This window comes from Mesorhizobium sp. P3_B5, from assembly GCF_056402815.1.
The window spans coordinates 756,349-770,231 of sequence record NZ_JBFUGR010000001.1; the positions used below are offsets into that span (position 1 = coordinate 756,349).

Consider the following 13,883-nt stretch of genomic DNA (forward strand, 5'->3'; position numbering starts at 1 on the left):
TGGTTGTAGATACCAAAGGGATTGCGATGGCTGAGGAAAGACAAAACAGTGTCCGCCAGACGAAGGAGAAGCGACTGGCTCTTATCCTGACAGAGGAAACCGGCATTACCCTTGATCAGGCACACGACCTCATCGCCATGATCGGTACAGATCGACCATCGTTGCTGCGTGAGGCGCGGATATTGAAGCAGGCAAAATAGCAGGCATCGAAGAAGGTTTATGCCTTTGCATTCAGCACGTCGCGCAGCTTCGCGGCCAGTTGCTCGATGGTGAACGGCTTGGCCAGGAAATGCACATCGTGGTCAAGAATGCCATTGTGGACCACGGCATTTTTGGTGAAGCCGGTGGTGAAGATCACCTTCAGTCCTGGTATGCGCCTGACGGCTTCTTCGGCCAGCTTGCGGCCATTCATCTCCGGCATGACAATGTCTGTGAAGAGGAGCGCGACGCCCGGGGTCTCGCCGAGTTTCTGCAATGCTTCTTCGCCGCCGCCGGCGTGGACAACGGTGTAACCGAGTTCGCGCAGCGCATCGGTTGTCGAGACCCGCACCCGCATATCGTCTTCGACCACCAGTATGGTTTCAGTCGCCGGCCTGGCGACTGCCTCTCCGGTTCCGGCGGAGGGTGCGGTCTCTTCATCGCCGAAGAAGCGGGGCAGGTAAATCCTGACTGTCGTGCCTTCGCCCGGCTCGGAGTAGATCTTGACGTGACCGCCTGACTGCTTGACGAAACCGAAGACCTGGCTGAGACCAAGACCGGTGCCCTTGTTGATCGGCTTGGTCGTGAAAAACGGCTCGAATGCCTTTGCGATGATGTCCGGCGTCATTCCGGTGCCGGTGTCGGTTACCGCGACCATCACATACTGGCCGGCTTTCACCTCGGCATGGGTGGCGGCATAGGAGTCGTCGAGATGGCTGTTGGCAGTTTCGATGGTCAGCTTGCCCTCTTCACCCATAGCATCGCGCGCATTGACCGCCAGGTTGAGGATAGCATTTTCGATCTGGCTCGGATCGGCATGTGTCTTCCATAACCCGCCAGCCAGGACCGTTTCGATCCGGATCGCTTCGCCCAATGCCCGGCGCAGCAAATCTGACATGCCGGTTACCAACCGGTTGGCGTCGACGATTTGCGGCGCCAATGGTTGCTGGCGCGAAAAGGCGAGCAACCGAGCCGTCAAATTGGCGGCTCGGGTCGCAGCGTCAGTCGCCGCCTCGACAAACTTGTCGATATCGTTTTCGCCGCGCGCCAGTTTGCGCTGGGCAAGGTTCATGGCGCTGATAATCACGGCCAGCATATTGTTGAAGTCGTGGGCAATGCCGCCGGTAAGTTGGCCGACAGCTTCCATCTTCTGCATCTGGCGGATCTGGGATTCGGCCTTCTCGCGCGTCTGGATCTCTCCCGTCAGCGCGGTGTTCTTGCGGGTCAACTCGTCCTGGGCAACGGTCACCTCATGGAAGCGGCGGCGCGATTCCCGGACCGTGTAGACGCCGAGCACGAAAATCGCCAGCAGTGCTGCGAACGATCCGATGCGCAGCCAGCGTTCAATCTGGTCGGTATGGGCGTCCCTGGCGTGCAGGGTCGCGCTGACGATGCGTCTGATCGTATCCATGTTGGTTCGAATCTGATCCATCGCGGCCTTGCCTTGCCCGCTGCGGACAATCTCCAGCGCCTTCGCCGCCTGGTTTTTTTCGTATAGGCGGATCGTCTCTGCCAGTTCCGCCTGTTTTTGCGCCAGCGCGTCCTTTATGCCATCGATCTGCTGGACGGTTTCCTGGTTTCCGGCGGTCATCTCGTCGATGCGGGCGAGTTGTCCGGGAATTGCGGCCACAGCCTGTTGATAAGGCTCCAGGTACGATTTCTCCCCGGTCAGCAGGTAACCGCGCTGGCTCGTCTCGGCGTCCTGCGCCAGCGAGAGCAGACCGGCAAGCAACTGCTGATATTCGATCGCATTGCGCGCGGCGGCGCGATTGGCGCTCTGTGTTTCCACCAGCATGGCACGCGAGCCAACGATCAACGCCAGGATGGCGAAGCCGACGATGAGCGGAAGCGATTGCCAACGCATCGCGCGCCGCAGCCTCGTGATCATCTGCTATGCTGTACCATAGGAAATCCTCGCCGAATGCATGTGGTAAGGGCCGCCTCGGCCCAACGCAAGGGGCGGCCGCAGGATGCTGGACGACGATCTTCCACAACAGGCTTGATGCCAGGGAGCGTCAGGTGACGGTCACCGCCTATTGGATTTGATCCAGCGGGCGCCGATCGTACGCAATGGGTCTGTCTTCGATCGCATCGAGACTGCCGAATATTGTGACGCCATCCTCGGACAGCGGATTGAAGGTCGTCACGTCGATGGCGGTCAGCCCTTCGAGTTCCATGGCCGCTCCGTAGAATTGGGCAGCCTGCATCACCATGTACTCGATATCCTCGAGTGCGACGTTTTCGGCAAGGTTTTTCAGCCGTATGGCCTCAGCCACCACAGCGATATTCACTATTCCCTGGGAGCGCCATGCCGCCTGAACCTCCGAATTGACGTCGTCCCGCAGATGAGCCGAATAGCCATATCTCATGGAAAACCTTCCTTTCTGGAATGGTTTGTCCCTCGCCATCGACCATGCGCCGGCCGCGCTGGAATGGCAAGCAAAATAAACAATTTATCAAATAAAATCAAGTAGTTAGTAGAACATGTTGATTGTGCAAATGACGCCTGTTCCGCACCATTGGCCTTGTGTGACGGTGACGTATCAGCAGCTCTTGACGTCCTGTACAGAGATCACTAATTTTACTCGTAGTGAGGGACATACTAACTCACCGTACTTTTGGTCTTGGCGGCTGGAGGCGCAGATGGCTGAACTGGAACGACCGGAACGATTGCAGATCATGCTGACCGCCGATGAATTGGCGGCGCTGGAAAACTGGCGTTTTGACAAGCGCATGCCGAGCCGGTCGGCAGCCGTGAGGGAGCTGCTGCGGCGCGGGCTCGATGCCGACGGGTTCCTGACGGCAGGACCGGGGACCAAGTCGCAAGACTTTGGAATTCTGGCCAATGCTGCGAACGGCGAGGGGGCCGTCGACGGATCGTCCGGCACAGACTAGCCCGCCAATCGCCAAGGCGGGCGCAAGCGCATCCGTCGATGCCAGGGCGGTATCGGAGAGAAAAAATGGCGGACCCTAAGGCCCGCCATTTTCCGTCTGCAAGAGCCGACGTTAGTTGGCGCCGCCGAGCTGCTTGGTCATCTTGCAGAAATCGTCGTGATCCTTGGCAATGGCCTCGTCGCCGCAAGCCTTGGTAACCCCGGCGCGATCTTCTTCCGACATCGCCATCCAGGCGGCCTTGAATTCATCCGCCGACTTCATGGCCTTCATGCCGGCATCGGTAAAGAACGGCGCCATTTTCGCCGGATCGTCGAGCGCCGAGGTGTTGCCTCCGGCCGAAAAGGCCGCACCAGTGGTCATCGCAAGCGCCATTGCGCCCATGCAAATCATCTTGAAGTTCATGATCAATTCCTCCTCTGTTGCTGTTGAGATCGTCCAAGCAGCGATCGAAAAAAGAACGGATTGTTGGTGCGAAGGTTCCAAGAAATTGCGCTTTGGAAGAATGATATTGCTAGATACTAACCGTTGAGAATTATCCATTCCGCAGTGGAACCTTGTGCCATCGGGCCGTGTGCGATTTTGGCGCGGTATCTTTGGGCGGTCGCCAGGCTTGCCTATCGCCCGACGATCCGGTCGACGATGCTCTCGTAGACATCTTCATGGCCGGTGAGTTGGTGTACCAGATCCCTGGCATGCTGAATCCAATGCGCTTCAGCAATCAGCCCTTCGGCCACCGATAGCCTGAAGGCATTCTTGACAATGTCGAAATCGTGCGCGGATAAGAAAGTGTCCGGGCTTGTGTCGTCTTGCATCGCATGGCTCCCGCAGGGCGGGAGTACGATGTACACTCTCAAACGCCGGTGCCCGAGACATGGCCGACGACAGCGTTGTTGTACGATATATCGCGAACTTAGCGAGTCATTCCGCTCGGAACGGAACCGATCGCCACCTCAGGCTGTTGTGTCCCTGGAAGGCGGCCTATGCCCTTCACGATCCGAGCCACGCTCTGCGAAATTCGCGACGACCTGCACGCCTTACGCAGGACGGTTGCGGCGCGCGGCCAGATCGAGGCGATCCAGGCCATCGACGCATTGATCGGGGTCGCCGAAGGCGAGGCGATACGCGCCATCCGGCGCATCGATCGTGGTGCCTGACGTCGACGAACAGCAACGGAAAGAACAATGGCGATGAACATCTCAGAGATGACGCGGCCCGAATGCATTTCCTTGTTGAAGTCGGCCCGGCTTGGCCGCCTGGCCTGCGTCAAAGATAACCGGCCTTACGTGGTTCCGATTCATTTCGCCTTCGGCGACAATTTCATTTTCAGCTTCTCGCTGCTCGGCAAGAAGGTCGAGTGGATGCGCCAGAATCCGCATGTCTGCCTGCAGGTCGATGATGTCGGCGGCGTCCATGGCTGGAAGAGCGTCGTCGTCGAGGGCCTGTTCCAGGACCTGCCCAAGGCGCCCGCTCTCGACAGCACGATTCCTGCCAGGGACCAGCAGGCTCCCACGTCAGACCATGATCGCCAATTTGCCTGGTCGCTGCTGCAGAAGCACGCCAATTGGTGGGAGCCCGGCGCGCTGAAGCCTTGCGAGGCGCAGGCCGGTACCGGCAGCCATCTGTTCTATCAGATCACGATCGAGACCATCTCGGGACGGCAGGCCTATCGCTAAACCACCTAGCCGAGATGGCGCAAAAAACCCGCATTCCGGGGGGATTGGAAGCGGGCTCTTTAACGACCGAACGCTTGGGCGGTTCGATCCATCCATCAACACCTCAGCGAGGCGTTTGTTCCATGCGAGGCATAGTTTCTCGATAACTGCACGATCCTGCGGAATCCGGATCAACCGGCATAGAAAGGAAAGCCCACCGGCTTTGACACCGGTGGGCTGCGCTTCTGCCCTTAAAGGCTGTTGGAACGGCCGATCAGTTGGCCGGTGCTGGTGCAGCCGGGGCCGGCGCTGGTGCAGCCGGAGCTGGTGCAGCCGGTGCGGGAGCAGGTTCGGCCGGGGCTGGTGCGGCTGGGGCCGCCGGTGCTGATGCCGCAGGCGCGTCGATCTTGACATTGATGTCGCCTCCGCGGCCGCCATGGATGTCGATAACACCCGTAACAACCAGCAGTACGGCTATCGCAATGAGCGCCACAACAATCGCGATGGCTGTGGTGCCTCCGCCTCCACCACCGCCTGTATTAACAACAGTTGGGCCGTCAGCCATTTTCTTCTCCTTTTCAACCTGCCAAACGCAACACAGTCCAAAACCGTGTGCGTATCGGAGGATAAACGGACGATACGGGCATCCGTTCCTTCCAGAGACTATTACTGTGCAAATCGGGCATCGTTCGCTGACGCCCTCCAGTGTGACGGGGCGTCGGCCGATATCGAAGTTGTGGGTGATGATGTCACACGCGCCGACCAGGAAGACGGCGCCAGGGCTTCTGCACAAGAAAGCCCGCGCCTCTGGCGGAGGGCGCGGGCCGATCGGGTGTACGAAACCCGATCCTTCAGCAATATCCGGGAGATATCGCTGCAAGCCTATGACTATTTGGCAATGGCTAGTGTTAGGCTGCGAAAGAATGACGATTTGCCGCTACGGCTATGTGAATCAGGCTAGGACCAAGCCGGCCAACAGCACCGTGAGAACAAGCGAAAGCGGTACGGCAAGAAGCCAACGAGCCTCCAAAATGCTGTTGTGCTGGTTGTCCATTGGGTTGTGCCTTCCGGTATTCTTCTATTCTTTGCGCGGAATCGAGAGGTTCCGGACCCGATGATTGCTTTCCCGTCTAGTACCAGCGTCCGCGACCGTAGAAGCCGCCACCGCCCAGCAGCAAGACAATGAGAACGATGACCAGAATTGTGGTGATATCCATATAAGCCTCCATGAGAGCGCCCGGCCGTTTCGCCGTTCGCCGCTCTTGCCCTGGACAGGGCATCACTCGTGCCTGTCACTTGATCTCAATCAACGATCCGCATGGCATTCTGGTTCCTTTGGAAGGACGAAGCATGGCCAGCGAGGCCCACACCGCTCGCACATTCTTGGCAGTCCTTGCCGACTTCGAGGTCGACGCCGAGGTATGGCCACCCGAACCGCTCGCTCCCCAGCCGAAGCTGTAAGGTTTTGGAAACCATGCTGGCGACATCGAGGGAACCAGGCGGCCTGCCGATCTTTTTAGCTGAATGAAGCAAGCTGGTGCGTTCGAAATGGAAGATCACAACCACACCGGTTCAGTCGGTGAATCTCCGGAACAACCGTCACTATCCAACGATCCTCCGGCTGAAGGCGATTTCAGCGGACCATTTGGATTTGGGCATCCTGCTCACAAGCCAGATCCATCCGCCACCTATACGTTTCGACCTGGAGCAGGACGCCCTCTGCCTGTCGATGCCAGGAAAAGATGGCGTTAGCCGCGGAGCGGCTTGGCAAGCGAGATACCGGTGCAAAAGCCCTATGAACCCGCCTATTTCGCCAGGAAGCATGGGATCACTAGGCTCAGGCGCGACGGATCACCAAAAACTTTGGCCCTTCACGTGTCAGGTGCGATACAGCCGCCCAGAATCTGAATCTGGCCCTTAATGGCCCATCGCCCTTGCATGAGCGTACGCCGACATCTCTTGGCGCAATCCGATCCGACAACTTGGCTAAGGCGCCCCGCCATGAAATGGATCACGCTACGCCGCGCGCGGCACCCGTGAAGTGAACGTCGCTCTGGTCACCGACACGCTGGTGCCGTTCTTGTCGCTGATGACCTCGATCTTGGCCTCCAGTTGCTTGACCAGCGCCTCGACGATGGCGGTTCCCAGGCCCGCACTGGCGACGATGCTGGCGGGCTTGCCGGCGCCATTGTCCGAAACCGTCAGCTTCCAGTCGCTGCCATCGGTCTCGTAGGTCACCTGGATCAGCGCCTTCGCCTTCTCCATGGGGAAGGCATATTTGATCGCGTTGAGAACGAGTTCGGTGACGATCAGCCCCAGACTCACCGCCTTTTGCGAGTCAATCCTGCCGCCATCCGCCGTGACGTTGACCGCGATCGGCTGGACATCGCCGACCATCGAAGAGGCCAGGCTGATGCACAGCTTGGACAGATAGGACACGACGTCGATCTCTTCGACACCAGCCTCGGTGTGGAGATGGCGCTGCACTTCGGCCACCGACAGCACCCGCTGGTGAGCCTCCTTCAGATGCTGGCGGGTTTCCTCCGAGGTGACCGAGCGGGCCTTCAGTAACAGGATGCTGGCGATGATCTGCAGGCTGTTGGCAACCCGGTGCTCCATCTCGCGCAGCAACACATCCTTTTGCCGCAGCAGATCCTCGGTACGGGCGAGAAGCTCTTCCTTTTCCTTCTCGATGGCGCGTCGCGCCGTAATGTCGTTGAAGGCGAGCAGAATGGTAATAGTCGAGCTGTGATCGTAGAGCACCTTGCGGGCGTTAAGCAGCATCGTGCGGCGGCCGATAGTGGGGAAATCATGCTCGACCTCGAAGCCGTCCATGGCTGTCTTCTCGGGGATGATCGTCTCCAGCAGCAGGCGCAGTGCCGGAATATCCCATTGGCCGTCGCCCAGTGCATAGAGCAGGGCGCCGTGGGTCTCCTCGGGGTCGACCTTAAAGGTCTGATAGAAGGAGCGGCTGGCTGCCAGCACATGAAACTTTTCGTCAAGGACAAGGAATGGCTCGACGATCGTATTGACGATCGCCTGCGCCAGCGTCTGCGCATCCTCGATATTCGCAATGGGGTGGAACAAGGCTCAAAGCCGATCTGGAGGCATTTTTGCCTCCGCTCAACCTCTTCTATTACACCATTACCGGGCCGGAGTCGCGAATTGAATGCAGCTTAGTCATTGTCGGCTCAACATCACCGCCCGGCGCATTCCCGGCAAGCAACGGTGCGGCCGGGGCAACTGAGCCGGTGTGTCCCGCCAGGACAGCAATGTCCTTTCGAATCGACCCATCGCGAGCATATGAAAACCTTGCGGGCGCCATGGCAGCGCGGGCATTCCGTCGGGTGCATCGCTTCCTCCTCTCCGAAATCCGGTGCTCCCTCTTAACGTTCTGGCCCATCTGAATCATCCGAACGGCCGAAAATATTGGTAAGCCAGCTAGCGATAATGGCTGGCCGTGGCTAAAGCCAAGGGGCTGACGGCCGGCAAGTTTCACTGGCGCAAATCGGCTGTCGCGGCGGGCGATTTGCTCCCTGATTTTCACGATCGGTCGCCATCAGCGCTTTCACTTTGCGGGGGCCTTGCTAAAGCTGCATGGACGAAATGATCGGGCGGGGAGGGATCTCGCCCGGAGCCGGGCCGATTTGAACTGGGTGTTCTGCCAATGACATTGACGGGCGCGGCGGCCTTGCTGATCCTGATCCTGACCTATGCCGGCGTCGCCATCGGCAGGATACCCGGCCTGCGTCTCGACCGGGCAGGGATCGCGCTGCTCGGGGGAGCGGCGATGATCGCCATCGGCGCGCTGAGCATGGAAGACGCCTACCGCGCCATCAATTTCGACACCATCACGCTGTTGCTCGGCATGATGATCGTGGTGGCGCACCTGAAAGTGTCGGGCGCCTTCCGGGCGCTCGGCGCCTACGCCATCGAGCACGCGCATGCGCCCTTCATGCTGCTGGTGATGGTGACGCTGTTGACCGGCGTGCTGTCGGCGTTCCTGGTCAACGACGCCATCTGCCTGGTTATGGCGCCGATCGTCGTTCACGTCACCCGCGTCATCAATCGCAACCCGATCCCCTATCTGATCGCCACCGCCACGGCGTCCAACTGCGGCAGCGTCGCCACCATCACCGGCAACCCGCAGAACATGGTCATCGGCGCGCTGTCGGGGATTTCCTATCCGGCCTTCTCGGCCGCCCTGGCGCCGGTCGCCCTGTTCGGCCTAGTCGCCGTCGTCGTCCTCGTCCGCATCGTCTACCGCGCCGAATTCCAGCGGCCGGCCGAGTTGAGCCCCGAAGTCTATCGCGGCCGCATGCTGCCGGGGCAGGTGCTGAAGGCGGTGGTCGTCTGCATCGGGCTGGCGGTCGCCTTCTTCGCCGGCGTTCCGGTCGCCAAGGCGGCACTCATCGGTGGCGCCATCCTGCTGCTCACCCGCGCCATCAAGCCGGCGCGCATCTACCACGAGATCGACGGGCCGCTGCTGTTCATGTTCGCCGGCCTGTTCGTGGTCGTCGCCGGCGCCGAAAAGACGCTGCTGACGCCCGACATCATCGCCTCGGCCAAGAACCTAGGGTTGGACAACGTCTGGCGTCTCTCCGGCTTCACCGCCGTTCTGTCCAACATCATGAGCAATGTGCCGGCCGTGCTGGCGCTCAGGCCGTTCATCCCCGGCCTGGAAAACCCGGAGCGCGCCTGGCTCGTCGTCGCCATGAGCTCGACGCTGGCCGGCAATTTCACGCTGCTTGGCTCGGTCGCCAACCTGATTGTCGCCGAGCAGGCGCGGCGCGCTGGCACGGCTCTCAGTTTCGGCGCCTTCTTCAAGGTAGGCCTGCCGCTGACCCTGATCACCCTTGCCGCGAGCACCGCGTGGCTGGCGTACGGGTTCTAAGAGCTGGAGTTTCCAGTCCCGGATCTCGCCCGAACCAGCGTCGCGGCGGCATGCCCGGCCGCTTCGATATAGTCGGGGTTGCGGTGGACCAGCATGATCGAGAAGGCGCCGTCCATCAAAAGCACGATCTCGCGCGCCAGCATCTGCGGCTCGGCGATACCGCGGGCCAACAATTCCGCCGCCAGCCATTTTTCGAAATTTGCCTTGTGTCGCGATCCTGCCTTGACCGCAGGGTGGCCAGGCATCGAGGCGAGTTCCGCCGCTGTGCGCAGGAAACCGCAGCCTTTCCACTTTGGGTGGCGTGCCGACCGCGCCAGATTGCTGAAGATCGCCTCGACCTTGCGGTCGGCGCCGCCTTCGGCGGCCTCGAACCAGCCTGCAAACTGTTTCAGATTGGGCTGGTCGCGGCTTTCGAGATAGGCGGCGATCAGATCGTGCTTGCTCTGGAAGTGATAATACAGCGTCCGCTTGGTCAGCCCCGCTTTCTCGGCGATGGCATCGACGCTGACGCGGCCGATTCCCTCCGCATAAAAGAGCCTGGTCGCGGCATCGACAATGCGTTTGCGGGTGGGGCTCGACGCTTCAGGCATGACGTTAGGTATACCGACTAGTGAATATACATGCAACCGAAAGCCTGATCCTTTTCCGGGGCAATCTGGAAAGGAACAGCAATGACCGATCTTGTCCTGAGCGAGACCCGCGAAGGGGTAACCGTGCTCACCCTCAATCGTCCCGAAAAACTCAACGCGCTGAACTACGCGCTGATCGACCGGTTGCTGGCGATCCTCGATGCCGTCGAGGTCGATGGCGCCATCCGCGCGGTCATCCTGACCGGCGCCGGCGAACGGGCGTTTTCGGCCGGTGGCGACATCCATGAATTCTCCGTCAGCGTCGCACGCGGCGCCGATGTCGCGCTGCGCGATTTCGTCATGCGCGGCCAGCGTTTGACCGCAAGGCTGGAAGCCTTCCGCAAACCGATCATCGCCGCCGTCAACGGCATCGCCTTCGGCGGCGGCTGCGAAATCACCGAGGCCGTGCCGCTCGCCATCGCCAGCGACCGCGCGCTGTTCGCCAAGCCGGAAATCAATCTCGCAATGCCGCCGACTTTTGGCGGCACACAGCGCCTGCCCAGGCTGGCCGGGCGCAAGCGGGCGCTCGAACTGCTTTTGACCGGCGATTGGTTTCCGCCACCGCGCGCCCTTGAGCTCGGCCTTGTCAACGTGGTGGTGCCGCACGAGGAACTGATGCCGGCAGCCTTTGACCTGGCACGGCGTATTTCCAGGCATTCACCACTGGCCGTCGCCAGCATCCTCACCGCGGTGGCGCGCGGCCTCAACCAGAGCATCGCCGAAGGCTTGGCTGTCGAGGCCGAGCAATTCGCCCGCATGGCCCCGACCGCCGATCTGCGCGAAGGTCTGGATGCCTGGATCGCGCGCCGCCAGCCGGGCTGTGACGGCTCGTGGACCCACATCACCCGGCCGGATGAAGCAAGGCGGGCGTCGCTGGAGCAGGATCGGCTAGCCGAACAGGATCAAGGCGCTGCCGTTGCGATGTCTGGAGGGAAGCGATCCTCAAAATAGGGGGCGGGATGGGTAGACCTAGTTTTTCTAAGCCTAGGCGCTAGAACTACTCGCTTGCGTCGTGGCGACCGACGGCTCCACCTTAGGCTCCCATTAACAGCCGGATTATCGGCGAATGGCAAGGAGGCATCGATGGTCGCTCTCGCTCGCAGGCCCTGGGTTCCCTCGCATTGCGACGAGTTCGCCCAGCAGCTGGCGCAGGAGACGAGCGCTCAGAAGACCGATGCCGTCATGGCGGCAGTCAACAGGGGCATCGAGCAAAACCGTTCGATCCACGAGGCCGACTGCCTCAACCTCAACCCGGCGACCAATGTGATGAACCCGAAGGCCGAAGCCGCACTCGCTTCCGGCCTGGGGTCGCGCCCGTCGCTCGGCTACCCCGGCGACAAATATGAAATGGGATTGGAGGGCATCGAGCAGATCGAAGTGATCGCTGCGGAACTCGCGGCCGAAGTTTTCGGCGCCAGCTATGCCGAGATCCGAGTGCCGTCTGGCGCGATCGCCAATCTCTATGCCTTCATGGTTGCAGCCAGGCCGGGCGACAGCATCATTGTCCCGTCGCCGGCGATCGGAGGCCATGTAACCCACCATATGGCCGGTTGCGCCGGGCTCTACGGGCTCGATATCCACACCGCTCCAGTCGATGCCGACGGCTACACCGTCGACGTCGGCAAATTGCGCGACCAGGCGAGATCGATAAGGCCGAAGATGATAACCATCGGCAGCAGCCTCAACCTGCTACCGCATCCCATTCGTGAGATCCGGGCGATCGCCGACGAGGTCGGTGCGCTGGTTCTCTTCGACGCGGCCCATCTGTGCGGCATGATTGCCGGGCACGCCTGGCAGCAGCCGCTGGAGGAGGGCGCTCATCTGATGACGATGAGCACCTACAAAAGTCTTGGTGGTCCGGCGTCCGGGCTGATCGTCACCAACGACGCCGCCGTCGCCGAGAAGCTCGACAAGATTGCATTTCCCGGCATGACCGCCAACTTCGATGCCGCCAAGTCGGCAGCCTTGGCGATCACGCTTCTGGACTGGAAAGACCATGGCAGGGCCTACGCCACGACTATGGCGCGGACGGCAAAGGCACTGGCCGAAAGCCTTGCCGATCGCGGCCTGCCGGTGTTTTCGACCGGCATGGGCTACACGACATCGCATCAGTTCGCCATCAAGGCAGCCGAGTTCGGTGGCGGCCAGGCGGCGGCAAAGAAGTTGCGGCTGGCCAACATCCTGACCTGCGGCATCGGCTTGCCGATAGACGCTGTCGACGGCCACATGAACGGGTTGCGCTTCGGCACACCCGAGATCGTCCGCTGGGGCATGACCGAGGACGACATGCCGGAACTCGCGTCACTCATTGCCAGGGGGCTTCGCGGCAACGACGCAAGCGAACAGGTGGCGGCAGATGTCACGGCATTCCGGCGCCGGTTCAACAAGCTTCACTTTGTGAACTGACGCCTGAAGCGGCGGAGAACTCCGCCTTTCTCAAAAAACAGGGGAATGAAAATGCGCATGATCGTGCAGATGATGATTGCTGCCCTAATGACTGCCGCGACTGTCGGGGCCGCCAGGGCGGATATCGTGTTCGGCGTCGCCGGCCCAATGTCGGGGCCGAACGCCGCTTACGGAGAACAGTACCGCGTCGGTGTCGAAACCGCGGTCGAACACATCAACGCCAATGGCGGCGTTCTCGGACAAAAGCTTGCCGTGTCGGTCGGTGACGATGTCTCCGACCCGAAGCAGGGGGTTTCCGTCGCCAACAAATTCGTCGCTGATGGCGTCCACTATGTTGTCGGGCACTATAATTCCGGCGTCACCATTCCGGCTTCCGAGGTCTATGCCGAGAATGGCGTCCTGTTCGTCACGCCGACAGCCACCAACCCGATGGTGACGGAGCGCGGCCTGTGGAACGCCTTCAGGGCATGCGGGCGCGACGATCAGCAAGGCTCGATCGCCGCCAAATTCGTTCTCGACCGCTTCAAGGACAAGAAGATCGCGATCGTCGACGACAAGTCGACGGCGGGCAAAGGCCTCGCTGACGAAATGGCCAAGGCCTACAATGCCGGCGGCGGCAAGGAGGTCCTGCATGAGGAGGTCAACCCGGGCGAAAAGGATTACAGCCCTCTCGTCGCAAAGATCAAGCAATCGGGCGCCGACCTTGTCTACTATGGCGGTCAGCACACGGAGGCTGGTCTCATTGTGCGTCAGATGCACGACCAAGGCGTCACCACCATCCTGATGGGCGGCGACGGCATCTCCAACAGCGAGTTTGGCGCCATCGGCGGTGACGGTGCTGTTGGAACCCTGATGACGTCATTCCCTGACCCGGCAACGTTTGCCGAAGCCAAGGGCGCCGTTGCGGATCTCAAGGCCAAAAACGTGCCCACCGAGGCGGTGACCCTCTATGCTTACGCGGCAACGCAGATTCTTGCCGAGGCTATTGCCAAAGCCAAGGCCGACGATCCTAAGGCCGCTTCCGATTATCTTCATTCCGGCGCCGGCATCTCGACTGTGCTCGGTTCGATCTCCTATGACGACAAGGGGGATATCAAGCAGCCGGGCTTCGTCGTATTTGAGTGGCAGAAGGTCGACGGCAAGCTGACCCCGGTCGCCCTCAAGTAGAAACACCGCGTCGGCGACCGGTCACCGGCCGCCGACGCCTTC

Annotated in this window: 15 protein-coding genes; 9 read left to right on the forward strand and 6 right to left on the reverse strand. The window is 60.7% G+C overall.

Annotated features, from left to right (window positions below; genetic code table 11):
• Positions 1–26 precede the first annotated feature (26 nt).
• A complete protein-coding gene (locus AC1DVW_RS03790) occupies positions 27–200 on the forward strand; it encodes a hypothetical protein (protein WP_477242500.1) in 174 nt (57 codons plus the stop codon).
• Positions 201–217: 17 nt separating this feature from the next.
• Here the strand turns inward: AC1DVW_RS03790 and AC1DVW_RS03795 are convergent, their stop codons facing one another.
• Positions 218–2,062 (reverse strand): CHASE3 domain-containing protein, encoded by a 1,845-nt coding sequence (locus AC1DVW_RS03795; RefSeq protein WP_477321602.1) that lies wholly within the window; start codon positions 2,060–2,062, stop codon positions 218–220.
• Positions 2,063–2,231: 169 nt separating this feature from the next.
• Positions 2,232–2,606 carry a hypothetical protein gene (locus AC1DVW_RS03800; RefSeq protein WP_477242502.1) on the reverse strand — a complete coding sequence of 125 codons (375 nt, stop codon included), beginning with the start codon at positions 2,604–2,606 and terminating at the stop codon, positions 2,232–2,234.
• Positions 2,607–2,841: 235 nt separating this feature from the next.
• Here AC1DVW_RS03800 and AC1DVW_RS03805 point away from each other — a divergent pair, with 235 nt between their 5' ends.
• Positions 2,842–3,093, forward strand: coding sequence for a hypothetical protein (locus AC1DVW_RS03805; RefSeq protein ID WP_477242504.1), 252 nt, complete (start codon positions 2,842–2,844; stop codon positions 3,091–3,093).
• Positions 3,094–3,204: 111 nt separating this feature from the next.
• On the opposite strand, the gene AC1DVW_RS03810 is transcribed toward AC1DVW_RS03805, so the two are convergent.
• Both AC1DVW_RS03810 and AC1DVW_RS03815 read right to left on the reverse strand, forming a co-directional pair.
• A complete protein-coding gene (locus AC1DVW_RS03810) occupies positions 3,205–3,495 on the reverse strand; it encodes a hypothetical protein (RefSeq protein ID WP_477321256.1) in 291 nt (96 codons plus the stop codon).
• A 212-nt stretch (positions 3,496–3,707) separates the two neighbouring features.
• Positions 3,708–3,905: a hypothetical protein gene (locus AC1DVW_RS03815; RefSeq protein WP_477321258.1), complete on the reverse strand. Its 198-nt coding sequence runs from the start codon at positions 3,903–3,905 to the stop codon at positions 3,708–3,710.
• A 168-nt stretch (positions 3,906–4,073) separates the two neighbouring features.
• Between AC1DVW_RS03815 and AC1DVW_RS03820 the strand changes: the two genes are divergently transcribed.
• From AC1DVW_RS03820 to AC1DVW_RS03830, 3 genes are all read left to right on the forward strand, one after another.
• Positions 4,074–4,247 (forward strand): hypothetical protein, encoded by a 174-nt coding sequence (locus AC1DVW_RS03820; RefSeq protein WP_477321260.1) that lies wholly within the window; start codon positions 4,074–4,076, stop codon positions 4,245–4,247.
• A 27-nt stretch (positions 4,248–4,274) separates the two neighbouring features.
• Entirely contained in the window at positions 4,275–4,766 is a 492-nt protein-coding gene (locus AC1DVW_RS03825) for a pyridoxamine 5'-phosphate oxidase family protein (RefSeq protein ID WP_477321261.1), read from the forward strand.
• Positions 4,767–5,181: 415 nt separating this feature from the next.
• A complete protein-coding gene (locus AC1DVW_RS03830) occupies positions 5,182–5,706 on the forward strand; it encodes a hypothetical protein (RefSeq protein WP_477321263.1) in 525 nt (174 codons plus the stop codon).
• A gap of 1,055 nt (positions 5,707–6,761) precedes the next feature.
• On the opposite strand, the gene AC1DVW_RS03835 is transcribed toward AC1DVW_RS03830, so the two are convergent.
• A complete protein-coding gene (locus tag AC1DVW_RS03835; RefSeq protein ID WP_477242514.1) occupies positions 6,762–7,832 on the reverse strand; it encodes a sensor histidine kinase in 1,071 nt (356 codons plus the stop codon).
• 580 nt (positions 7,833–8,412) lie between these two features.
• Between AC1DVW_RS03835 and AC1DVW_RS03840 the strand changes: the two genes are divergently transcribed.
• Positions 8,413–9,639, forward strand: a complete 1,227-nt coding sequence (locus AC1DVW_RS03840; RefSeq protein ID WP_477321265.1) for an anion transporter — start codon at positions 8,413–8,415, stop codon at positions 9,637–9,639.
• Here AC1DVW_RS03840 and AC1DVW_RS03845 read toward each other — a convergent pair.
• Positions 9,636–10,229, reverse strand: a complete 594-nt coding sequence (locus AC1DVW_RS03845; protein ID WP_477321267.1) for a TetR/AcrR family transcriptional regulator — start codon at positions 10,227–10,229, stop codon at positions 9,636–9,638. The two genes, AC1DVW_RS03840 and AC1DVW_RS03845, sit on opposite strands and share 4 nt — an antisense overlap.
• 81 nt (positions 10,230–10,310) lie before the next feature.
• On the opposite strand from AC1DVW_RS03845, the gene AC1DVW_RS03850 reads away from it, so the two are divergent.
• The 3 genes from AC1DVW_RS03850 (at position 10,311) to AC1DVW_RS03860 (ending at position 13,841) form a co-directional block, all read left to right on the forward strand.
• Positions 10,311–11,219, forward strand: coding sequence for a crotonase/enoyl-CoA hydratase family protein (locus AC1DVW_RS03850; RefSeq protein WP_477321269.1), 909 nt, complete (start codon positions 10,311–10,313; stop codon positions 11,217–11,219).
• Positions 11,220–11,351: 132 nt separating this feature from the next.
• A complete protein-coding gene (locus AC1DVW_RS03855; RefSeq protein ID WP_477321271.1) occupies positions 11,352–12,674 on the forward strand; it encodes an aminotransferase class I/II-fold pyridoxal phosphate-dependent enzyme in 1,323 nt (440 codons plus the stop codon).
• Positions 12,675–12,719: 45 nt separating this feature from the next.
• Positions 12,720–13,841, forward strand: a complete 1,122-nt coding sequence (locus AC1DVW_RS03860) for a branched-chain amino acid ABC transporter substrate-binding protein (RefSeq protein ID WP_477321273.1) — start codon at positions 12,720–12,722, stop codon at positions 13,839–13,841.
• Positions 13,842–13,883 lie beyond the last annotated feature (42 nt).

Bases quoted from the DNA above. Each gene is read 5' to 3' on its own strand.
- AC1DVW_RS03825 (WP_477321261.1), top strand. From the start codon at position 4,275: ATGGCGATGAACATCTCAGAGATGACGCGGCCCGAATGCATTTCCTTG.
- AC1DVW_RS03840 (WP_477321265.1), top strand. From the start codon at position 8,413: ATGACATTGACGGGCGCGGCGGCCTTGCTGATCCTGATCCTGACCTAT.
- AC1DVW_RS03845 (WP_477321267.1), bottom strand. From the start codon at position 10,229: ATGCCTGAAGCGTCGAGCCCCACCCGCAAACGCATTGTCGATGCCGCG.
- AC1DVW_RS03815 (WP_477321258.1), bottom strand. From the start codon at position 3,905: ATGCAAGACGACACAAGCCCGGACACTTTCTTATCCGCGCACGATTTC.
- AC1DVW_RS03860 (WP_477321273.1), top strand. From the start codon at position 12,720: ATGAAAATGCGCATGATCGTGCAGATGATGATTGCTGCCCTAATGACT.
- AC1DVW_RS03820 (WP_477321260.1), top strand. From the start codon at position 4,074: ATGCCCTTCACGATCCGAGCCACGCTCTGCGAAATTCGCGACGACCTG.
- AC1DVW_RS03810 (WP_477321256.1), bottom strand. From the start codon at position 3,495: ATGAACTTCAAGATGATTTGCATGGGCGCAATGGCGCTTGCGATGACC.
- AC1DVW_RS03795 (WP_477321602.1), bottom strand. From the start codon at position 2,062: ATGCGTTGGCAATCGCTTCCGCTCATCGTCGGCTTCGCCATCCTGGCG.
- AC1DVW_RS03800 (WP_477242502.1), bottom strand. From the start codon at position 2,606: ATGGCGAGGGACAAACCATTCCAGAAAGGAAGGTTTTCCATGAGATAT.
- AC1DVW_RS03805 (WP_477242504.1), top strand. From the start codon at position 2,842: ATGGCTGAACTGGAACGACCGGAACGATTGCAGATCATGCTGACCGCC.
- AC1DVW_RS03855 (WP_477321271.1), top strand. From the start codon at position 11,352: ATGGTCGCTCTCGCTCGCAGGCCCTGGGTTCCCTCGCATTGCGACGAG.
- AC1DVW_RS03830 (WP_477321263.1), top strand. From the start codon at position 5,182: ATGGATGTCGATAACACCCGTAACAACCAGCAGTACGGCTATCGCAAT.
- AC1DVW_RS03850 (WP_477321269.1), top strand. From the start codon at position 10,311: ATGACCGATCTTGTCCTGAGCGAGACCCGCGAAGGGGTAACCGTGCTC.
- AC1DVW_RS03790 (WP_477242500.1), top strand. From the start codon at position 27: ATGGCTGAGGAAAGACAAAACAGTGTCCGCCAGACGAAGGAGAAGCGA.